This window comes from Candidatus Syntrophosphaera thermopropionivorans (assembly GCF_004353895.1).
In the GTDB taxonomy this organism is placed as follows: domain Bacteria; phylum Cloacimonadota; class Cloacimonadia; order Cloacimonadales; family Cloacimonadaceae; genus Syntrophosphaera; species Syntrophosphaera thermopropionivorans.
In genome coordinates this window covers 18,351-40,846 of the sequence record NZ_SMOG01000012.1, presented here as the reverse complement: position 1 = coordinate 40,846, position 22,496 = coordinate 18,351, and the positions used below count along the sequence as shown (strand labels likewise).

Here is a 22,496-nt window from a genome sequence, read left to right as displayed (position 1 = left end):
GAGACGAGGACGTCTCACACCCCCACCCTTCTCATTTTTCCGATAAATCAAACCAGCGCTGGAGTTTTTGTTGATAGAGCATATTCAAGCTTTCCAGTTCTTCACTTATACGAAGGTAATCAAGATGAGTAAGAGTAGGAGTAGAGTTAAGGGAATCTTCCAGATTTTTAATCTGAGTCTCCAGGTTTTCTATCTCTTGGGTAAGTAATTCCAATTCTCGCTGTTCTTTATAGCTTATACCCCTGGATTGACGCTGAGATTTAGAAGCAATATTAAAAGTAGGTTTTTTATTTTCTTTTTCTTCCTTTTGATAATTACGAACCAATAAGTAGTCCGAATAACTACCAGGGAACTTCCTTATTCCATCTTTTTCAAAGACAAAAAGTTGTTCCACACATCGGTCAAGAAAGAAACGGTCATGAGAAACAACCAGCAGACATCCCTTAAAATCATCCAGATAATCTTCCAGTATTTCCAGGGTTTGAATATCCAGGTCATTGGTAGGTTCATCCAGGATAATAAAATTTGCACCAAACATAAGTGATTTCAGAAGAAAGAGGCGACGCAGTTCTCCTCCAGAAAGAGAAGCAAGTTTTTGTTGTTGCATCTTATCATCAAAGAGAAAGCGTTTTAGCATCTCTTTAGCGGTCAATTTCAATCCTGACTGAGTCTGAATAACCTCAGAATATTGAGTCAGATATTCAAAGACGGAAAGATCTGGATTGTAGTTTTCTACTTCCTGACTGAAAAAGGAAAACCGAGTATTAACTCCTACTTTGACTGTTCCTGTATCGGGCTTTATCTCACCTGCTATAATCTTTAGAAGAGTAGTTTTTCCACAGCCATTGGGTCCAATAATACCGATTTTTTCACCTGCTTGAAAGATATGCTCCAAGTTTTGGAATAATAGTTTTCCTTCAAAGCTTTTACTGATATTGTGGAGTTCCAGGATAGTTTTCCCCTGACGCTCCATAAGAAAAGAGATTTTGAGTTCTGGCTTTGAAATGAGATAGGATTGGGAGATGAGTTTTTGCACTCTATTGATATGGTCTTTAGGTTTTGAGGTCCGAGCTTTAGCACCTCTTTTTAACCAATCAAGTTCTTTCTTTAGCTGTGCTTGACGCCGGATTTCTTTTCTCTTTTGGTCGGTTAGACGGATAAGTTTTTGTTCCACATAATCTGTATAATTCCCTTCGGTAATGTAGCAATGGCTGTGTTCTATTTCCAGAATGCGATTGGAGACTGCATCCAGAAAATAGCGGTCATGGGAAACAAAGAGAAGTGTCTTTCTGGATTTAGTGAGATAATCTTGAAGCCATTCAATCGTATCCAGGTCAAGATGATTGGTTGGTTCATCCAGTAAGATGAGATCTGGTTCACGAGCTAAAACTTTAGCCAGACCTGCTTTTCTTCTTTCTCCACCGGAAAGTAGATTAAGAGGTTTATTCCAATCGGAGAGGTTAAGTAAGGAAAGCATAGCCTTATAGCGATGTTCTTCAGGAACAGAGGTTCTGGATAAATTCTGATTTAAAACATATTGAAGGATGGTCTCTTCCGCAGGTAAGGGTTCATTCTGGGGAAGCCATCCGAGAGTTAAGTCTCTTCTTTTAACAATCGTTCCTGTAGTAGGTTCAAGATTCCCCGCCAGTAATCTTAGAAGAGTTGATTTTCCGGAACCATTTATCCCCACAATCCCAATTTTATCACCATTATGCACTCCGAGATTTAGTTCAGCAAATATGACTTTACTTCCCAGCTGGAGGGAAAGATTTTCTACGGTGAGAATAACTTCAGAGGGCATAAATGGTTATATGGCGTCCCTGAGGCGATTCGAACGCCTGACCTTCACCTTCGGAGGGTGCCACTCTATCCAGCTGAGCTACAGGGACGCAGGATAGTAGACCCATAGATTAATTTAATCAGGTTTTTGTCAATCCCTTTCCCGTGGATTGAACTAAGCTGTCCAGTTCACTTTTCCCGCATAGATAAGAGGTGGCAAAAGGAGCTAAAGGATGAATATATTCAGCAAAACTACAAGCAAGATTACGGATTTCCCATTGAGCATTTATATCAGCACGCAGTCGGATAAAATGATAGATTTCACGAAGATTCATTTTTACCAGAACTCGCACTTGTTCAGCATTCAGACGAGCATAATGAACCAGCTCAGGAGAGACTGCTGTCAGTTTTTGTTTTAAAAGATTCGTTTCCTCTAAAAGCTTTAACCATTTATCTTCTCGTTTCAGAGTATAGATAATCGGAGGAAAGATATAATTATTTAGAGAGTAGGCTTTTTGTTTAAGAAGAGTCGCCACCCTATGCCTTTTAAATTGAGACCAACAACATTCAGACATAGCAAGTTCAAAGCTACAATCTACCAGTTCAAAAGCACGAGGCATTTTGCTCCAAGGCTGGATATGCTCAAAAATCTCTGCCCATAACTCTTTTTTCTTAGTTTCATCCAGTTTAGTTATAGTTTCCAGACAGGAAGAAAAAGAATTGGAACATTGCTCAAATAGGAGTGCAGCTAAGATTTTATCATCAGCATCTACAGAAAATTCAAGTATTTTAACTGGGGATTTATCAAATGAATTTTCAATAATATCAGTTTTAATCTTTGCCACATCAAAAGTGCCTTTAAAATCTTCTTTTTCAATATAGCGAATAAGAGAGGGACATAATTCTTTTACTGATTTCAACAGAAGGTTATACAGTTCGTGAGCTTCCGCTAAAGGAGAAGTAATCAACCTCCTTAATAAATTTTCCAGACTGCGGGCATTGATAGTCATTCCCAATTGAGTTTTGGTAGCAAGAGGTAAGATATAACGAGCATCTTCTTTAGCTTTGCCTTCAATTTCAGACTTCTTTAACTGAGGTTGAACCTTTTTATAATATTCCTGTATAGCTTTAAGGCTTTCTTTATATTCGTTAAAAAGAGCTTGCATAATGTGGATATATTCTTCACGAAGAGGTTTCAGTGTTGGTTTTTCCAGTTCTTCAGGGATAACAAAGTCGTCAGAAAAAGCTACATAACGCTGGGACTTTTCGGTAAAGGAAGCAAATCGGATAATTTCCACTAATTCAGTTACAAGACGAGAAATGCCAATCAGGTCAAAGTTAAACACAGAATGTTCAGCAACGGAAGAATGACCAAGTTCAAAGATAATTTTTTGATTGGAGCGCCGAGCTTTCTCCAGCTCTTTTAGTGCCTGTTCCCGAAGTTCAGCAATGGATTTTTCACTACGCGAGATTCGTGCATAAGCAGCAGAGATTACTTCTGGTGTTGCACTCTCAGTTTGTAGTTTACGAATTAAAGAGCTATCAATATTATAGCCAGCGAGATTGACCTGCATAGTAAATCTAATTAAAGCAACGCCTTCACATTGCTTGCACCGATGCGATTAGCACCTGCATTCAACATTGCCAGTGCTTGTTCTCTGGTTCTAATTCCTCCTGCTGCTTTTACTCCCATCTTAGGACCAACTATTTCTCTCAAAAGACGCACATTCTCTACGGTTGCTCCTGCTGTTCCAAATCCGGTGGAAGTCTTAACGAAATCTGCTCCTGCTTTCTTTGCGTAAAGAGCACAGGTGATAATCTCTTCTTTAGAAAGATAACAAGTCTCCAGAATAACTTTAAGCAGGACATCATTAGAATGAGTCATTTCAGCGATATTTTTGATTAACTGATAGGAATGAAGAGGATGACCGCTCTTAACTGCACTCAGGTTTTGCACCATATCCAGTTCTTCAATGCCCGTATTAATGACAGCAAGAGCTTCTGCAGCAACAGCATAGATATAGCTTGCGCCGAGCGGAAAATTGATAACGGTGCAGGATTTCACAGAAGCATTAAGTCTAAGTTGCAGAGGATGAGAGAAGTGGGAATTTACGCATACTGCAGCACATTTATATTCATTAGCAAGGTCACAAAGAGCATTAACTTCACTCTGCGTGGCATCTGCTTTCAGTAATGTGGCATCAATAACGGAGGCAATATCAGCTAAGGGGTCATAAATTTGGTCAGGTTGATCTGCACGACAGATATTACACCCGAGACAGATATTATGTCCTCCACCACATTTACAAGGAGGATTATCTCCAAAAAGTTTACGAGCAATATATTCTATTTCATTCATACAGCACCTCTCAAAGATATTTTATTTGATTCCACAACTAACTGTCCACAAGCACCCTGAATGTCTATCCCACGGCTTCGTCTTAGAGTTATAGTTTGAGGCAAAGCTCCACGAGCCTTTAGGAGAAAGGATTTTAGCTCTTCTTCGCCAGGAGAGAGGTAAGGGAGAAATGGTAAGGTATTGAAGGGTATGAAATTAATCTTACAGGAAAGGTCTCCGCTAAACTGACGCAAGGCTTTCAAATCTTCATCTTCCATATTAACTCCGGAGATAAGGATATATTCAAGGGTAATACGAAAAGGGTTCTTCTTCTGAAAATAGAGTAAAGCTTTTTTCAGAACAGAAAGAGGGTATTTACGATTGACCGGCATAAGTTTATCACGGATAGAATTACGAGCAGAATTCAGAGATACCGCAAGTTTCACTTTCACACCAGAATCAGCTAAAGCATAGATTCCAGGGACGATTCCGCAGGTGGAAATAGTAGTTCTGCGAGGGCTAAAAGCAAGAGCTCGTTCATCCTGAATTAATTTCAGGGCACTGAGAACATTTTCCAGATTATCCAGTGGTTCACCCATACCCATAAAGACCAGATTGGTAATCCGTTCAGTGGTCTCTCGGGATGCCAGAAGAAACTGTTGCACAATTTCATGAGGATACAGATTACGGTGTAGTTTCATTTTACCCGTAGCACAGAAAGAACAATCACGAGCACAACCAATTTGAGAAGAAACGCAAAGCGTAAGTTTTTTCTCTTCTGGCATCAAGACCATTTCAATCTGCTCTCCATCTGATAATAATAACCGGAACTTTTGACTCCCATCCATAGATTTAAGAGTTTGTACGATTTGTGGCATAGAGAAATCAAAGGCTTGTGATAAATAGCTTTGCATAGTAGCGGGCAGATCGGTCATCTTAGAAGGGTCAAATACCTTTTTTTCATAAATCCATTTTAACAACTGCTGCGAACGATAAGCAGGATATTCAGAGGACAAAAAGGCACTTAGCTGTTCAGGCATAATGCCATAAATGCTATTTAACATAATTCCAGGTCTGGAGAGGAAAGAATTTTCAGAGTTAGGAAAGTCTCTAAATCAAGCTCAGTTATATTTTCATCATCGTCAGAAAGGAGGATGTTCTTTTTCAGTGGATCAGTTTTCAAGACATACATTTTTATGCCCTGATATTCCACACAGGTGCCAGGAACAGGGAGAAGTTTTCCCTCTTCCATATAGAAATCTTCTTCAAAATTGAGACAACAGAGCAATCTGCCACAGGGACCAGATATTTTTGCGAGATTTCCTGCCAGATTCTGGTCTCGTGCCATCTTAATCGTCACTTGATTAAAATGCTTCAGGAAATTTCCACAACAATAAGATAATCCGCACATCCCGAAACCACCCATTCTGCGAGCTTCATCTCTTCCCGTGGTCTGATGTAGTTCTATTCTGGTTCTGAAGACATTAGCAAGTTCACGAACAAAAACACGAAAATCAATTCTTCCTTCAGCCGTAAAGAAGAAAGTAATTTTATTGCCGTCAAATTGATAGACAGTATCAATTAGCTTCATTTCAAAGGAATATCTTTTCAGGATTTCGGCAAAGATTTGAGCAGCTTTTTTTTCTTCATCTGGTAGATGACGCAGTTTTTCAATATCTTCCTCTGTGGCTATTCGTTTTATCTTGAAAGGATTAGGAGTTTGAGGAATCTGCGCCAGCACCTCTTCATCGCTAACACTAAGATGAATGACCTGTGCTATGTCCTCACCTCTATCTACTTCAACAATAATCAAATCATCAGGTTTTAAGGGAAGTTGAGAAGTGTTTTGATAATAACCCAGACGTCCCGTGCGAAATATTACTTCCAGATATTCAGGGCTGTTTTCTTCATCTAAATCTAATGGTTCAACCATTGTTTAGCTCCCATATCTTTTTAAAAAGTGCAATCTCCTCTGGAGACAGGTCAAGTCCACGACGTTTTTTTACTAGTTTAGCAGTTTCACAGAAAGCCTCAAAACGATATTTGGTAAGTTGAGAAGCCCTTCCCCAGGAAAAATCTGGAATAAAATCTGCTATCAAATCTGAACTCCAGAGATTGCACCCAAAACCTATCACACAACCTGTATTAACACTTGTATTAATACCCAATTTTACATAATCTCCCACCATAGAACCCAAAAACATAGTGCCAGAATCTATCTTTTCGCCAGAGGCATAGGAATAAAATTTAACATTTTTATAGGTATTTTTTAAATCGCTATTAGATGAACCAGCACCGATATTGACCCATTCTCCTATATAGCTATGTCCCAGAAAACCATCATGTTGCTTATTGGAATAAGCCTGTATAATGCTTTCTTCAACCTCACCTCCAACTTTACAGACAGGTCCTATGGATGTTCCTTCATAAATCTTTGCTCCCACTTTGATTAAAGATTTTTTACCGATATAAGCAGGACCACAGATAACTGCATTGGGAAGGACAGTTGTGCCTTCATCTATAATTATGGGACCTTCTGAAGCATCAAGGACACAACCAGGGTTCAAGGAGACATTTTCTCCTATCCAGATATAATAAGGATTGAGAACTGTTACTCCTGGTTCAGTTTCAAAGTAATTATCCTGGTCATAAAAGAATTGTTCAAAATCAAGACGAATCAATCTTTCATTATCATTAATGAGTTCACTAAGGTTTTGATAGAGGGTCAATTGAGAAGGGATGAGTTCTATTCCTGCAGCTTTTAATTCAAGAGCAGTAGGCAGTTCAGAAATTGTTTTAGGAGCATAGAATGCAATTAAATCATCTCCTTGGACCAGACCTTGATTCGGTTTTAAGTCTTTTATAGCACTAATAGATTCAGAGCTTGGTTTCAAACGCGAGTTTACCATCAGAGTTCCTTGATTAGCAGGTTCATTAATTTTCCAATCAGGATGTCTGGTTTTATAAAGGTCTTGTAAATCAGGGTCTATCCAGAAAGTAGTATCCTCTGCGTCTAAAAGTTCTTCCAATCTTTGTCTAAGTTTTAAGATTCCACAACGTAAATCCCCTACACTACGGTTCAGGGTTAGTGGAAAGAATAAGTTTTGCTTTTTATCATCAAATATAATCATTGTTTCCTCGGTATTGTTAGTTTTTATAATTCCTGTTCCAGTTCTTCCTTAAAATAAGGAGTGCCTGGAGTTTTACCATATCGTAAAGAATCCGGAGCTGTGGGTGGTATATTATCTTCAATAAAGACTTCAGGTATACCACCACTACTGACGACTAAGCCCGTGTAAGGATTTATATTAAGTTGAACTATTCTGGGGGGAACAGTAAAAGAATATCTTGAGTCATTTGGTTTGGGAGTGCGTCCTTTATTATCATTCTTGATAGCTTGAGTCATAATGGGTCCCCAAATTCTCACTGCTTGTGCAGAACCTGCTTTTATTTTATTATTATCAAATCCCATCCAGATTCCCAGAGTATAAGCCTTATTGAATCCTATAAACCAGGAATCATTATTGGCATCAGTAGTCCCTGTTTTACCAGCATTATCCCAGAAATAGCCATTACGGGACGCAGCACCAGTTCCTGATGAAGCTACTGTTTGGAGCATACTGGTCATTAAATAAGCTACCTGGGGAGAACATACAGAATATTTTTGGATTGAACCTCGCTCCAAAACATTCCCTTTCATATCTTCTACTTTAGTGATAAAGACAGGTTTCACTCTCATTCCTTCATTGGGAAATGCAGTATAGGCAGAAATAAGATTGATGGGTACAACTTCATATGCTCCTAAGGAAGCAGTCATATCCTGGGCGTATATATTTAAACCAAAGCGTTTAAAGGCTTCGTTAAGAGTGCTCAATCCAAGGTCTTGCGCACATCTAACTGCCCAGGCATTATAGGACCACTGTAAGGCAACTCGCATTCGGGTAGGTCCATGATATTTATTATCAGCATTAGAAGGACTCCAGTTTCCGATAGTTATTGGTGCATCATCTAAAATGGTGGCTGGAGTGTAACCTCTCTCTATAGCAAGAGTATAATAAGTAGGTTTGATAGAAGAACCGGGTTGCCGTCGTGCTTGAGTCATCCTATTGAACTTACTATGTTCAAAGTTTCTTCCTCCAATCAGAGTTCGGACATAACCCGTTTTATTTTCCATTAGAACCAAGCCACCCTGGATATATTTAGTATCAATATCCTGAGCATCCTTAGGCACAGAGGAATATTTATAACGGAAACCTCCACTGTTCTCAACATTTCTAAGATAGGCATTTAGAATAGAATCTGCGGCAGAAGATAGGTCTGCATCCAGAGTGGTATAAATTCTTAAACCACCTTCAAATAAACGGTCAGTTCCATATTTATTTTCCAAGTAGATGCGTATATATTCAATAAAATAGTCGGAAGCAAAACGAGCATAAACTCCTCCTGATTGAGGATTAAGCGGAGTAGCAATTGCCTCCAGATATTCTTCTTTACTAATCTTTTTAGCTTTATACATCCTTTCCAGCACCAGGTCTCGTCTGCTTTTTGCTCTATCCGGGTGTTTAAAAGGATCGTAGTAATTAGGTCTTTGAATCATTCCTACCAGAAGAGCTGCCTCTGGTAGGCTTAAATCCCGTGCATGTTTATTGAAATAGTAAAGTGAGGCTGTTTCAATACCGTGATTTTGAGAGCCCCAGAAAATTTTATTGAGATAAATCTCCAGGATTTCATCTTTACTAAAGGTAGATTCAATTTTAAAGGCTAACACTATCTCCTGTAATTTTCGGGAAAGCTTTTTATCCAATGTAAGAAACATATTTCTGGCAAGTTGTTGAGTGATAGTGCTTGCACCCTGAGAGAATTCTCCTGTTTTCAAATCTGTTATTAAGGCTTTAACCATTCTTATAGGGTCTACGCCAAAATGGTAATAGAATCTTTTATCTTCAGTAACCAGCAGAGCATCTATCAGATGCTGAGGTAACTCCTTCAAAGATACCAGTTTCCGACGTTCATAGGCAAAAAGATAGACCATCTTCCCATTACAATCATACACTTCACTTCCCGTGCGAAGAGTGTAATTTTTTAGCTCGCTGGTTGGAGGTAAATCATCTTGATAATACCATAGGATACCAAAAAATAGTCCCACGCATATACAGAAGATTATCCCGATAACTTTGAGCACCGAGTTCCACTTTTGCTTATTTATTTCATTCATTACTATCCGTCTTAATTATTTTAAATCTGGCTTCGGCAAGCAACAAAAGCCATGCAGTTATTATACCCGTAAACAACCCTAAAAATAACAATAATGGTGTCAATACAAAAACTCTTGTTCCTGGTAGCACTATTGTTTTCACCAGGAAAAGTTGCATAATGTTATGTGCAATAGCCCCACAAATGCTAATACCTATCTCTGTAAAACCAAGATTGGAAACACAAGCCAACCACATTGCAAAAATGGCAAATAAACCACCACCCAGAGATAATAGTGTGGCAGGAGTCATTAAAGTAAAGGTTACTGCACCACCAACTAGGGATTTTGTCACATTAACCAATACCGCTTGAAGAGGTTTTCCCTTTAAAATTAAATACATTACAATGATATTTGATAATCCGAGTCTAAGAAATGGAAGCGGCAAAAGACGCATAATTAGGCTTTCAAAAATATGGATGGTGCAAGCTGTAGCCGTAAGAAAAGCTAAAGTTATAGGAGAAGACAGGGCTAATTGCTTCTTCACTTTATGAATTGAAATTATACTTATTGTTATGAAGGTTCAGGAATTTTTGAATGATAGGGTCTTGACTGGCATACAGACCTTCCAGATTGCCATAGTAAAGTTGTTTTCCTTGTTCCAGAAATAATACCCGGTCTCCTAACTGATGAACATTACTAATATCATGAGTTATAGTGATAGTGGTAACTTCGCCTTGCTCAATTATCTGAGTTATATAGTATAAGATTTCAGAAGCAGTTATAGGGTCTAAACCTGATATAGGTTCATCAAAAATGATATATCGTGGTTCATATGCCAGAGCACGAGCAATGCCCACCCTTTTTCGCATACCTCCACTAAGTTCAGAAGGGTATTTATTTTCTGCAGATTCCAAACCTACCAATGCTAAGCTTTTCCTAACCCTTTCTCTTATTTCAGATAAATCCATCTCACCCCGTTCATAGAGTGAAAGAGCCACATTCTGGAATACGGTGAAAGAATCCAGCAATGCCGCATTTTGAAAAACCATAGCAAAACTGTGCTTCAACCCAGAATTATGAAAATCTTTATCCTGATAAACATCCACCCCATCTACAAAGACCGAGCCTTTATCCGGGGGGAAAAAACCCATTAAAGTCTTAATTAATACAGTCTTCCCTGCACCACTTCTTCCTAAGATAATCATATTATGACCATCTTCCAGGACAAAATCAATGTCCTCCAAGATAAGCTGGCCATTTAATCTAAGATACAGGTTCTTTACTTCTATCATAAAGTATCCAGAAAAATATCAAGCCTACAGCCAACCCCGAAGCATTAGCAAGATAATCTTCTATACAGACGGTTCTACCCGGTATAAAACGCTGATGATATTCATCCAATCCTGCGATAATAAATAGGATTAAGTAAAGCCACCAGATATTTCTTCCTCTCAGTTTACTTTCTCTAAAACTGGAATTTACTAATAAGGCAAGCAACAAATACTCGCCAAAATGGGCAACTTTATCAAAGCTAAAGATTTCCTGAGTAGGAAATTTTTCTGAAGGGATAGAAGATACAATCCAGATAATAATTAACCATCCGACTGATGCCCATAATTTTAATTCAGATTTACGCTTTGATTTTTGTTTTCCCATAGTTTTACTATCCATTAATCCAGAACTTATCCTCTCCTGATTTATGATTCCTTTGAAAGTTTGGTCACCTCTACTAATTTGATGCTTTTATCATTGCTATCCAGCACCTTGAACTGCAAAGAATCTTCCCAGACCAAGGTCTCTCCAGGTGCAGGAACATGATTGAATTGGGTGAGTAAAAACTCTGCAATATTATCATACTCTTCTGCGTCTAAAGAAGCATCCAGTTCTTCATTGAAAAGGCGAATACTGACAGTTCCTTGCATGCGATAAGTGTTTTCGTCAATTTGACTTAGCTCCGGAATTTCATATTGGTCATATTCGTCCTGTATTTCTCCTACAATTTCTTCCAGTATATCTTCCAGAGATATGATTCCAGAGGTTCCTCCATATTCATCCACCACTATTGCCATCTGCATTTTCTTTTGTTTGAATTGATTAAGCAGTGTCTGCACCTTCATATTTTCTGTCACGAACCAGGCAGGTCTCATCAATTCTTTTATAGTTTTCTTCTCCGGATAGAGAATCAAGTCTTTCACATATATTATTCCGACAATTTCATCTATGGTCTTTCGGTACACGGGAATGCGAGAATATCCAGTAGTTACAATGAGTTCTTTTAATTCTTCCAGACTGCTATTTTCTTCTATGGCTTTAACTTTCACTCGTGGAACATAGATTTCGGATATTTTAGCATCTTTAAAGCGAAACAAACCTACCAGCATCTTCTTTTCATGTTCATCCAGGGTATGTTTAGAACTTTCAGATTGGATAAGGTTATGAATCTCTTCTGTAGTTACCTTTTCTGCCATATGTCTATCAACCGTTTTTTTTCTTGAAAGCAATAAATTGAATTTATCAATTAACCATACGGGACCGTAAAAAATATAGCTAAAGAATTGAAGAGGTAAACTGGTTATTTGAGCAAATTTATTCGCTGTGGCAAGAGCTGTAAGCTTAGGAATAATCTCACCGAAAATGACAATCACTATGGTAGTGATTATGACTTGTATGGTCAAAGCGGTTGAAGTGTTAAAATTATGTTTTTGGGCAATTCCAATAGCCAGCAAGGCTCCTAATGAGGATATCCCCATATTAACAAAGGTATTGCCTAAGAGGATAGTAATTAAAAGTTGGCGGGGCTTACTCAATAACTTAAGAATTCTTTTGGCACTTGAGCTCTTACTCTTCTCTAACTTCTTTAGATAGAGACGAGGTAGGGAAAAGAAAGCGGTTTCAGAACCAGAAAAGAATGCAGATAATAATAATAGTAAAAGTATTATTAATAACGCTGAACCATCATCCACTTGTCTTATCACCTACTATCTTATTAATATAATATTTTTCTTTTTCTTCCATCACCGTGCGATCTTCTAATCTAATATGGTCATAACCCAGAGCATGTAATAATCCATGAATAAAAACTTCAATTAGTTCATCTTCCATACTTTTATTTCCCTTTTGCCGTTCTAACTGTTTTATGTCAATGATAATATCGCAGTAAGGGCTGGGAAAAGCTTCATCTTCCGTATCCAAGATAGAATCATAATAATTGAAGCATAGCACATCGGTTACAGAGTTATCACCTCTAAAGATTCTATTATAATTTTGCATAACCTCGTCATCACATAGAAGTAAATTCAATTCTGCTCTCTTTCCAGGTAATTCTTCTTCTAAGACTTTCTCAGCACAGGATAGGAGAAGTTTATCATCCACTAAATATTCTGTATCATTGACTAAATTAAAGTCTATGTAGTTCAAGGAGAAATCTCCTCTGGGTATTCAATCCTTTTCCGATAGATTCCAGCTAAGATGGGCAGCATAACTTCTTTTGCTTTAGCCAGGTCCTTCAGAGTAATCGGAGCTTCATTGAATTGTCCCTCTCTAATAAGTCTTTGAATAGTGTCATCAAGTATCTTTTCTATCTCTTCTTCAGTGACATCTTTTTTTGATTTTATGGTAGATTCCACTATATCTGCCAGCATCACCAGAGCTGCTTCTTTGGTTTGAGGTAAAGGTCCAGGATAACGGAAAGCGGATAAATCTGTGACCTCACCTTTTCGTTGGGCAGCATCCAAGAAAAACCGAATATAACTGGTCCCATGATGTTGATTAATAATATCAATTACAGGTTGAGGAAGATGATATTTTTGGGCTAAAACTACTCCTTCTTTAATATGGTCTCTAATGATATCAGCACTTTCTTCGGGAGTATATTTATCATGGAACTCAGAAGAATCTTCATTATTTTCTGTAAATAATTCCGGATGTACAGATTTACCAATATCGTGATAATAGCTACCAACTCTTGCTAAAAGAGGATTAGCTCCTATGGCAGCAGCTGCTTGTTCAGCAAGATTTCCCACTATCAAGCTATGATGATAAGTTCCCGCAGCATTGGTGGCGAGCCTTTTTAAAAGAGGGTGATTAAAATCCTGCAATTCAAGAAGAACCTGCTTCGTAGCACGATGAAGTTTTCTTTCAAAATAACGAACTAAGCCCATAGCTCCTAAAATTGCAATAATGATAGAAATCAATGAATAGCCCGTATTCTGCAGTAGAGATTGAAACTTTTCACCAAGATCATTTCCAGAATAGGAGACCATTCCCAGAGCATAAGAAAGTATATTCAAGATTAAAAAGAAATACACTCCAATACGAAGAAAATCATGACGGGACTTGAAATTTCTCATTAAGGATAAAAGCAATAAAATGGAAGTTAATAGCAGTGCCAGATTAAATGCATCCCAATTTGCAAAGGGAGTAATCATTAAGATGCTAAAGATTGAATATATTATGGCAAAATCAAAACCAATTATAATAGCCACAGTGACACTAAACATTACCAGCGGTATGAGACTTGCATTTAAATTTAGCATTTTACAGGTAATAATTGTCATTAAAACGGAAAGAACAAATCCCAGATTTAAAATGTAAGTGCCATTATTGCCGTAGGTTTCTCTATAGGGAGTATGCCAATAATACAAATTGAATGCGAAGAGACAGGCTAAGATATATATAAGTAATCCCATAAAGCTTAGCCATTTCATTAAGGAGGTTCTTCGTTCGCCTCGTGCTTTATATTCACGGACTAAAGAATTTATTTTGTTTATATCTTCTTCCGTAATGCGTTGATTCTTCCTAATTATTATTTCATTCTGCAGCACCATTCCTGCCACAGGATTAATCTGTTTTTTTATCTCTTCTTGTAGTTTAGCATACTGAACTGCATCCACCACCAGATTAGGCATAACCAATTTATTAAGATTATTCTCCAGTAGGAGATTTTGAGCCATTGGACCCATCCTGGATTTCATTAATCTTTTTGCTTCTTCCACTTCAAAATATCTGGTTCGGGGAAATTTTTTATTACCAGTTGGGGTTACCACCAGAACACTATCTCCAGTAATACCTTGATAAATTCCCACCTTATAAAGCTCAGTTAAGATATTTCTTACACTGTTATATAGAGAATTAATCATATCTTCATTAGCGTGTAGCAAAGAATAGATATTTTCTAATTGAAAACCTTCCTCTCTTGCTTTTAGTATCACCGATTCAGGATTAGGATTTTCTCTTGCTTCCCAGATATAATTAAATAATTGGTCAAGATTGCGATAAGCTTCAAACTCAATATCAGGGCTGAAAGTGTAGGGTTTATCCGCTTTCCTTAAAGCTTGAGCATATTCTTCTTGCAATTGCTCATCACTCTTTAAAATCTGAAAGTCAAATGGAGCTACTAATTCAAAATCTGCAATTTTACCGACGCTTAGATGATATTCCGGATATCCTTCCCCTTCATTAACCAGCTGAAATAGTCCTATAATGCAAAGGGCAGTAATTATAGCTATTAATATATATTTAGTTTCCATAAGTTTAAATTTATATAATCGGTTATAATGTCAAGTTTTGTCCAGAAACGCATATAGCTCTCGCACATTGAAAAGCTTTAATACTTTTGCTTTTTGACGCACTTTGGAATGTCCTGAAATAATAACTCTTTCATAGCCAAGTTTTAGCGCTTCATTAATGCGAGGTTCTATTTGTGACACGGGTCTAATTTCACCATTTAATGCCACTTCTCCAATAAAAACAGACCTTTCGGGCACTGGCTTATCTTTTAAACTGGAAATAATGGCAGACAAAATGGCAAGGTCTAAACCAGGATCGGTGGAACGAATTCCTCCTGCAAGATTGATAAATACATCACTGCCACGAAGATAGAGTGCTAAATTCTTCTCCAGAATTGCCAGTAATATTGCCAGCTTTTTCTGTTCCAATCCAGATACCACTCTTTGCGGTGTCCCATAGTTAGAATTAGTTGCCAGAGCTTGAACTTCTACAATAAAGGAACGAGAACCTTCCATAACGCAGCCTATGGCTGTACCATTATGCTTTCCTGATTCGGAAAGAAAAATCTGATTGGGGTCAGGAACTTCTACCAGTCCTATATTGCTCATCTCAAATATACCAATCTCATTGGTCGGTCCAAACCTATTTTTCACTGCTCTTAAAATCTTATATTGACCCTGGAGCTCTCCTTCAAAATATAAAACTGTATCTACCATATGTTCTATAATTTTAGGACCGGCAACAAACCCTTCTTTAGTCACATGCCCTACTAAAAATACCGGTAGATGCATTGTCTTTGCACATCTTATAATCCGATTGCAGGTTTCTCGTAGTTGAGTAACCGTACCAGGAAGAGAATCCAGATTGGGCAAACTGACTGATTGAATGGAATCAATGATAAGAAGGTCAGAATGATTTTCTGCTACTTCATTCAGTATATGTTCTGCATCATTGGTGCAAAGTAACCAGATATTTTCACTTGAAATATTTAACCGTGTACTGCGTAATTGTATCTGTTCGGCACTTTCTTCTCCAGTGGCATAGAGCACTTTTTTGCCTTGTTTACCCATCCATTCCGATAGCTGTAACATCAAAGTAGATTTCCCTACTCCAGGTTCGCCACCTATTAAAACAACCATTCCAGGAACTATTCCACCACCTAAAACTAAATCAAATTCTGCTGTTCCGGTTTTCCAACGAGAAATCTCTGTGGTTTTTATATCTTTGATGCATTCCGGTTTTGCTTGTTGTAAATCAGGAATTTTACCTGATTGATTTTTTCCGGTTATGCGCGTACTCTCTATAATTGTGCCCCAACTTCCACAAGCAGGACACTTTCCACTCCATTTATTTGTTTCATATCCACAATCAGTGCAAAAAAATTGACTTGCCATCTTTTCTACCTCTTTATCTATATTTTCTTCTGTCAAAAAAATGACAAGTCTTTTCTTGCTTCTAACTCATAGTTTTCAAGTTTATACTTTATCTGACAAAAATGTATATGCCCTTGAAAATTTTCTTGCTTTTTTTCTGGACTGCATTATTATTGCTTTAAGAGGTTCATAAAAGATGAAAAATAATATAATTGTTTTTGGCACTCCAACTTGTCCCTGGTGTAAAAAAACAAAAGATTATCTTACCAGTAATGGTTTTAAGTTTAAATATATTGATGTTAGTTCAAATAGTAAAGCTTTGCAAGATATGGAAAGAAAATCTGGACACACTGGAGTACCACAACTCTGGATAAATAATAAAGTTGTAGTCGGTTTTGACCGGGAAAAAATTGACCGGCTACTCAATATAAAAAATAAGGAGAACAATCATGAAAGTAACGCCTGAGGATTTTCACAATCTAATCACTCGTTTACAAATCGTTTTAAGCGAGATTGATTATGCGCAAAAAGCTTGTCTGCAAGCAGGGAAAATGGAGTGCCAGCTGCTAAATTATCTTTATAATGTGCAAAAACCGGTTAATATGAATGAGCTGGCTAAGGAACTTAATGTCTCACATAGCCGTATAACCAGGATTATGGACAACTTGGTAAATAAGAATTTAGTTATCCGTAAACCTTCCGATGAGGACCGTCGTTGCTGGTATGCTATTATAACTGATAAGGGTAAAAAATTAGCCGAAAATAGTCGTCAGACTGTTCTTGACCACCAGAAAAAAATAATGAGTATGCTTCCTGAAAAAGAGGTGGAAGATATTTTCAGTGCTTTAAAAGTTTATATTGATAAGTATGAAGAAGTATTGAAGAATACTAAAATGGAGATGGAATGACCCATAGCACTTCCACACATTGGTTGGGAGATATGGCTTTTGAGGCGAATGTCAATGGCCATAAAATAATTATGGATACTGACGCTCAGGGCGGAGGAAAGGATTTGGGACCTCGTCCCAAACCCTTGCTTCTTGCCGCTCTTAGTGGCTGTGCCGGAATGGAAATAGTCTATCTCCTGAAAAAAATGAAAATAGAAAATTATAATCTCTCTATTGAAGCTGAAGCGGACCCCGTGTCTGAACATCCAGCTGTCTACAAACAAATTAGATTAAATTTCCATTTTGGCGGTGATAATTTACCTCAAGATAAAATAGCACAAGCAGTTAATCTATCATTTGACTATTGCCCGGTCTATGCTATGCTCTCAAAAGCAACAGAAATCATTAGCCGTGTTTTTATCAATAGGATAGAGGTTAAGCTATGAAATACATTATCATCCCCGTTATAATAGCCGTATGCTCTATTTCTTTCTTAAGCTGCAGCACTAAGAACAATCCCGATCAATTAAACCAGGAGGAGGTAATGAAAGCAGAAGCTCCCGATTCTCTAAAAACTGCTCAAACAGCAATGGACAAATACGAACCTGGAACCTGGCTTACCGATTATAATCTTGCTCTCCGTTTATCTAAAGAATCTGGTAAACCTGTGCTCATTAATTTTACTGGTTCAGATTGGTGTCCCTGGTGTTTTCGTTTGCGTGACGAAGTCTTCTCTCAAGATGCCTTTATTAACTTTGCAAAAGAAAACTTGATTCTTTTAATGATTGATTTCCCTATGCGTAAAGAACTGCCTCCAGAACAAGTTAAAGCTAACCAAGCTTTGCAAGAAAAATATGGGATTGAAGGCTATCCCACTGTTGTTATAGTTAATGCGGAAGGAAAAGAAATAGCACGCACTGGCTATAAAGAAGGCGGCGCTGAAAGTTATGTGGCTCATTTGAAGGACTTACTGGCTAAGAAATAAATAGATTATTCATTAGTTAGATAATATTAACTTCCTGAAAGAGGAAAAGGGGGGAAATTTAATCATTTCTGTGAAGCTTATGGAGATGGTGGTGAGATGGTGAGAATGGTGGTGAGTGATTATGGTGGTGAAATGTCCTCGTCTAGTAATGGTGGTGAGACGTCCCCGTCTCGCCAAGCCGTCAGGCTTATTAGGAGGGGGGGGTGAGATGTCCTCATCTCACAAAGCCGTAAGGCTTTTATAAAAAAACATATAAGCTCTCATCATTACCATATAAAGAACAAGTATAATTTTCCCTTCAATTAAGAAAGCTCCTGCGGAGCTTCATAAACGAGGACGTTTATGACCTCGCTATGGGGTGTGAGATGTCCTCATCTCACAAAGCCGTAAGGCTTTTATTTATTTTTAAAGAAAACTCCTGCGGAGCTTGAAAGGAGGGGGACCTCCTTCCACCATCTTTTATGAGGAGGACCTCCTTCCACCATTTTCGTTCCACCATAATAAATTCGTAAAAAAAATAATAAATTCGTAGTCTGTTTTGGACATAATATATAGTTATAAGATTATTATATAAGTAGTTAGAGAAATTATGCTATACCCTTATACCCCCCAGCTAATCTTATAGTATTTTGATGTTATCATAACTAAAATTGTTATACTAATTTAGGCATATTATCTTTATTATCTACTACTACTTAAATATAAACTACAACTTTCTTAAATATAAACTACAACTTTAGATATTAAATATAACCTAAACCTTTAGGTATAATATATAACTAAATATTAAGTATAATATATACTAAAAACTTTAAGTATATGATTGATTTATATAACCCAAAGCTTTAGGTATATTATAATGAACTAAAACATTTAGTATGTTATATTTAACCCAAATTGTGTATATATACTACCCCCTTTAGGTTTAACTAACTAAAATATAAGTAATTAGTAAGTCTATCTTAGCTCTCCCTTAGCTCTTTCTTAGCTAAAATGATAAGGGACAGATAAGGGGGGTATAAGGGTGAGGCATAAATGTTATAAGTTTATATGAATGAAGTAGATAAGTGCAATATATGTCCAAAACAGGCTACGAATTTATTAAATTTTATGCGAATTTATTAAAGAAGCAGGAGAATGACCCCTCGGTTTATTAGATATTTGGGTAGAAGATAATGTAAGCTCGGGTGGGAGATATTTTAGGATTTATTTGCTATTTTCTAACGAATTTTATCTTTGTTCCCCAAACATCTAATTCAAAACTATTATATTGTTCTATCTTTTTATCATAGAAAAGATAACCTTCCTTACTCCCACCGGGAAGTAGTTCACCAAAACTGAAGTAGGAATTAACCAGTTCAAGGTATTGTTGCTGAATATCTTGTAAGTATTTATCATAATTAGCTGGAATAGGTGAAGCAAAAGGGTCCTGGTAATAACGCAACAGACTATAATTCTGCAAGCTGCCTAAGATGATTTCCAGAGGGATATAATCAAACTGTTGATTTCCTGCCAAAATGCTAAAACTGGAACGATTTAAAGAGATATTCTTTTTAGATTTATTTTTCACTCGCACATAGAGAGTAAAATAGCTGGTGGCAGTATTCTGGGCAACGCCGTAATAAGATTGAGGATGGACAAAAATATTCAGGCTATCGGTATTGATAATTGCCCAATCTGCTTCTTGGGTATAGAAATCCCCTGGGACCGGAACATATGGTTTTACTGCACATCCAGATAGAAGTAGCATAGAGATGACGAAAATAAACCAGCAACTTATTACCCTAAAATAAAAAGCCCCCTTGCGTTTTTGAAGGGGGCATATTAAATCATTCTTCTTCAGGAAATTCTTCATCCTTGAATTCTTCTTCTTCATCTTGTTCTTCCGTAACATCTTCCATTGTATTAGATGCTTGCATAGAAGGGGCATTTTTTGCCTTTTCCACTTCTCTATCCAGTTCTTCTTCATCAGGTTCCTTAGGAATTATGGTGATATCTACCACCTTATCATTTTCCCGAAGATTAATCAAATGCACACCTTGAGTGTTTCTTTCAAAGATAGAGATATCACTCACTTTCTGACGGATTATCATTCCTTCCTGGGTGATTATTACCAAATCATCGTTTTCGTCTACCAGCATTAGAGCTGCGAGATGTCCATTTCTCTCATTTGTCTTAAGAGTAATAACCCCCTTGCTTCCTCTTCTTGTTATAGAATAGGCAGATATCCGAGTGCGTTTTCCATATCCATTTTCACTAATCGCTAAAATAGTCTTAGTTAGCGCATTTCCATTTTCCATCAATAAATCCTGAGATATTACAGCCATAGAAACAACATAATCTTCTTCACGCAATCTTATGCCTCTAACACCCTGAGTGAAACGAGCAGTAGGTCTTATCTCTCTCTCACTAAAGCGATTGCAATATCCATTATGTGTGGCTAAAATGAGGTCATCATTGCCTTCGGTTATTCTGGCATCTATTAATTCATCTCCTGGTAACAATTTTATAGCCAGAATTCCAGAACTGCGAGGATGACTGAAAGCTGCCACAGGAGTTTTCTTGACCATACCATTCTTGGTGCACATCACGATATTTTCTTCCGGATTGAAATCCTTGAGAGTGACAAAAGCCTTCACTTTTTCTTTATCCTGCAGATTAACCAAATTAACGATAGCTTTCCCCCGGGCTGTTCTTCCAGCTTCAGGAATCTCATACACTTTTAGCCAGTAACATTTACCTAAATCCGTGAAGAGCAGGATATAAGAATGGGTAGAAGCCACAAAGATATACTGAATAAAGTCCTCTTCTCTCAGATTAGCAGCGGTTAAACCTCTTCCCCCTCTGCCCTGGACTCTATATGTATCTATGGGCATACGCTTTACATAGCCTTCGTGAGTAATGGTTACGACCACCAGTTCATCAGCTATCATATCTTCTGGATTTAAGATACCGTTGTAGCTTTCCAGAATTTGAGTACGACGTGGGTCTCCATATTTATCTCTTATTTCAGCAGTTTCTTCTTTTATGAGTTGCATTCTCTTTTCTTTATGTTCCAATAAATCTTTCAGATGGTCTATTACTTTCAGTAGCTCTTCATATTCAGTTTCAATCTTTTCTCTTTCCAGACCTGTTAATCTTTGCAATCTCATATCCAGAATAGCTTTGGCTTGAATTTCAGATAAGCCAAATTTCTCTTGTAATTGTTCACTAGCCTCAGGTGGAGTTTGTGATGCACGGATAGTGGCAATAACTTCATCCAGATGGTCCAGTGCAATTCTTAAACCTTCCAGGATATGCAATCTTTCTTCCGCATTTCTTAGTTCAAAATTGGTGCGACGCAAAATCACTTCATGACGAAATTCTATGAAGTTATTGAGCATATCCTTCATATTGACCACTTGAGGGACGCCATTAACCAGGCAGAGATTAATCACACCAAAAGTGGTCTGTAATTGAGTGTATTTGTATAACTGATTAAGGACGGTTTGAGCATCCGCATTGCGCTTAACCATAATAACTAAACGCATTCCATCTCTGCCAGATTCATCACGAATATCGCTTATTCCTTCAATTCTTTTATCTTTTACCAGTTCTACAATCTTATCAATAAGGGCAGTCTTAGTTATCTGGTAAGGGATAGAACGAATAATAATCTGTTCCTGTTCATTTTTATTAGTTTCAATTTCAGCTTCACCTCTTATGAGCAATTGCCCTCTACCAGTTAAGAAATAATCCATTATTCCTTTTGTGCCAAGGATATATCCTCCCATAGGGAAATCTGGACCTTTAATATATTTATGCAGTTCCAATATCTCTAAATCTGGATTATCAATAAGTGCAATCACGGCATTACATATTTCTGTTAAATTATGTGGTGGCATATTAGTTGCCATACCTACTGCAATACCTGAAGAGCCATTAATTAGCAGATTAGGTATCCGAGCAGGAAATACCTCTGGTTCTTTCCGTGTTTCATCATAGTTACTACGGAAATTGACAGTATCTTTATCCAATTCAGCCAATAGTTCCATTGTAACTTTTTGCAATCTTGCTTCTGTGTATCGCATTGCTGCAGGTGGGTCTCCATCTATAGAACCGAAATTGCCCTGTCCTTCTATCAATGGATATCGCATATTCCAGGGTTGAGCAAGACGCACTAAAGTAGGATAGACCACCTGTTCACCGTGAGGATGATAGTTTCCTGAGGTATCACCTGCTATTTTAGCACATTTACGAAAATGTCCGCCAGGAACCAGATTTAATTCACTCATAGCATATATGATACGTCGTTGGGAAGGCTTTAATCCATCCCGAATATCTGGTAATGCCCTGGACACTATAACACTCATTGAATAATCCAGATAAGCTTGGCGCATCTGGTCTTCTATTTGTACTTCAATAATTCTTGATTTATCTTCCATCTATAACT

At 37.5% G+C, this 22,496-nt stretch carries 20 protein-coding genes and 1 tRNA gene; 4 read left to right on the top strand and 17 right to left on the bottom strand.

What is annotated here, in order from left to right:
- Positions 1-31: 31 nt before the first annotated feature.
- The 15 genes from E0946_RS04670 to radA form a co-directional block, all read right to left on the bottom strand.
- Positions 32-1,801: an ABC-F family ATP-binding cassette domain-containing protein gene (locus tag E0946_RS04670; RefSeq protein ID WP_133201309.1), complete on the bottom strand. Its 1,770-nt coding sequence runs from the start codon at positions 1,799-1,801 to the stop codon at positions 32-34.
- Between the two features lie 11 nt (positions 1,802-1,812).
- Positions 1,813-1,889, bottom strand: a tRNA-Arg gene (locus tag E0946_RS04665).
- A gap of 30 nt (positions 1,890-1,919) precedes the next feature.
- Complete coding sequence (gene thyX / locus E0946_RS04660) at positions 1,920-3,353, bottom strand: FAD-dependent thymidylate synthase (protein ID WP_133201308.1); 1,434 nt, start codon at positions 3,351-3,353, stop codon at positions 1,920-1,922.
- An 11-nt stretch (positions 3,354-3,364) separates the two neighbouring features.
- A complete protein-coding gene (gene deoC, locus E0946_RS04655; RefSeq protein ID WP_133201307.1) occupies positions 3,365-4,138 on the bottom strand; it encodes a deoxyribose-phosphate aldolase in 774 nt (257 codons plus the stop codon).
- Positions 4,135-5,181 carry a dual-specificity RNA methyltransferase RlmN gene (rlmN, locus tag E0946_RS04650; protein WP_133201306.1) on the bottom strand — a complete coding sequence of 349 codons (1,047 nt, stop codon included), beginning with the start codon at positions 5,179-5,181 and terminating at the stop codon, positions 4,135-4,137. Before rlmN ends, deoC begins: the two co-directional genes overlap by 4 nt.
- Entirely contained in the window at positions 5,175-6,050 is an 876-nt protein-coding gene (locus tag E0946_RS04645) for a PSP1 domain-containing protein (RefSeq protein ID WP_133201305.1), read from the bottom strand. Before E0946_RS04645 ends, rlmN begins: the two co-directional genes overlap by 7 nt.
- The gene (locus tag E0946_RS04640; protein WP_133201304.1) at positions 6,043-7,248 is read right to left on the bottom strand and encodes a putative sugar nucleotidyl transferase; all 1,206 of its coding nucleotides are present in this window, start codon (positions 7,246-7,248) and stop codon (positions 6,043-6,045) included. Before E0946_RS04640 ends, E0946_RS04645 begins: the two co-directional genes overlap by 8 nt.
- 23 nt (positions 7,249-7,271) lie before the next feature.
- Positions 7,272-9,332, bottom strand: a complete 2,061-nt coding sequence (locus E0946_RS04635; RefSeq protein WP_133201303.1) for a penicillin-binding protein 1A — start codon at positions 9,330-9,332, stop codon at positions 7,272-7,274.
- Complete coding sequence (locus tag E0946_RS04630) at positions 9,325-9,855, bottom strand: Gx transporter family protein (protein ID WP_243713752.1); 531 nt, start codon at positions 9,853-9,855, stop codon at positions 9,325-9,327. Before E0946_RS04630 ends, E0946_RS04635 begins: the two co-directional genes overlap by 8 nt.
- 1 nt (position 9,856) lies before the next feature.
- The gene (locus tag E0946_RS04625; RefSeq protein WP_133201302.1) at positions 9,857-10,603 is read right to left on the bottom strand and encodes an ABC transporter ATP-binding protein; all 747 of its coding nucleotides are present in this window, start codon (positions 10,601-10,603) and stop codon (positions 9,857-9,859) included.
- Positions 10,575-10,982: a VanZ family protein gene (locus tag E0946_RS04620; RefSeq protein WP_133201301.1), complete on the bottom strand. Its 408-nt coding sequence runs from the start codon at positions 10,980-10,982 to the stop codon at positions 10,575-10,577. Before E0946_RS04620 ends, E0946_RS04625 begins: the two co-directional genes overlap by 29 nt.
- 26 nt (positions 10,983-11,008) lie before the next feature.
- Positions 11,009-12,286 (bottom strand): hemolysin family protein, encoded by a 1,278-nt coding sequence (locus E0946_RS04615; RefSeq protein ID WP_243713751.1) that lies wholly within the window; start codon positions 12,284-12,286, stop codon positions 11,009-11,011.
- Positions 12,267-12,728: an rRNA maturation RNase YbeY gene (gene ybeY / locus E0946_RS04610; RefSeq protein WP_165942086.1), complete on the bottom strand. Its 462-nt coding sequence runs from the start codon at positions 12,726-12,728 to the stop codon at positions 12,267-12,269. Before ybeY ends, E0946_RS04615 begins: the two co-directional genes overlap by 20 nt.
- A complete protein-coding gene (locus E0946_RS04605; protein ID WP_133201299.1) occupies positions 12,725-14,839 on the bottom strand; it encodes an HD family phosphohydrolase in 2,115 nt (704 codons plus the stop codon). The genes ybeY and E0946_RS04605 overlap by 4 nt, the downstream gene beginning before the upstream one ends.
- A 30-nt stretch (positions 14,840-14,869) precedes the next feature.
- Positions 14,870-16,213, bottom strand: coding sequence for a DNA repair protein RadA (radA, locus tag E0946_RS04600; RefSeq protein WP_133201298.1), 1,344 nt, complete (start codon positions 16,211-16,213; stop codon positions 14,870-14,872).
- A gap of 175 nt (positions 16,214-16,388) precedes the next feature.
- Here radA and E0946_RS04595 point away from each other — a divergent pair, with 175 nt between their 5' ends.
- The 4 genes from E0946_RS04595 (at position 16,389) to E0946_RS04580 (ending at position 18,064) form a co-directional block, all read left to right on the top strand.
- Positions 16,389-16,658 carry a glutaredoxin family protein gene (locus tag E0946_RS04595; RefSeq protein WP_133201297.1) on the top strand — a complete coding sequence of 90 codons (270 nt, stop codon included), beginning with the start codon at positions 16,389-16,391 and terminating at the stop codon, positions 16,656-16,658.
- On the top strand, positions 16,642-17,100 hold the full coding sequence (locus tag E0946_RS04590) for a MarR family winged helix-turn-helix transcriptional regulator (RefSeq protein ID WP_133201296.1): 459 nt from the start codon (positions 16,642-16,644) through the stop codon (positions 17,098-17,100). The genes E0946_RS04595 and E0946_RS04590 overlap by 17 nt, the downstream gene beginning before the upstream one ends.
- The gene (locus E0946_RS04585; protein ID WP_133201295.1) at positions 17,097-17,525 is read left to right on the top strand and encodes an OsmC family protein; all 429 of its coding nucleotides are present in this window, start codon (positions 17,097-17,099) and stop codon (positions 17,523-17,525) included. The genes E0946_RS04590 and E0946_RS04585 overlap by 4 nt, the downstream gene beginning before the upstream one ends.
- Positions 17,526-17,623: 98 nt before the next feature.
- Positions 17,624-18,064: a thioredoxin family protein gene (locus tag E0946_RS04580; RefSeq protein ID WP_165942085.1), complete on the top strand. Its 441-nt coding sequence runs from the start codon at positions 17,624-17,626 to the stop codon at positions 18,062-18,064.
- Between the two features lie 1,213 nt (positions 18,065-19,277).
- Here the strand turns inward: E0946_RS04580 and E0946_RS04575 are convergent.
- Together E0946_RS04575 and gyrA are read right to left on the bottom strand one after the other, a co-directional pair.
- Positions 19,278-19,940, bottom strand: a complete 663-nt coding sequence (locus E0946_RS04575) for a hypothetical protein (protein ID WP_133201293.1) — start codon at positions 19,938-19,940, stop codon at positions 19,278-19,280.
- A complete protein-coding gene (gyrA, locus tag E0946_RS04570; RefSeq protein WP_133201292.1) occupies positions 19,894-22,488 on the bottom strand; it encodes a DNA gyrase subunit A in 2,595 nt (864 codons plus the stop codon). The genes E0946_RS04575 and gyrA overlap by 47 nt, the downstream gene beginning before the upstream one ends.
- Positions 22,489-22,496 lie beyond the last annotated feature (8 nt).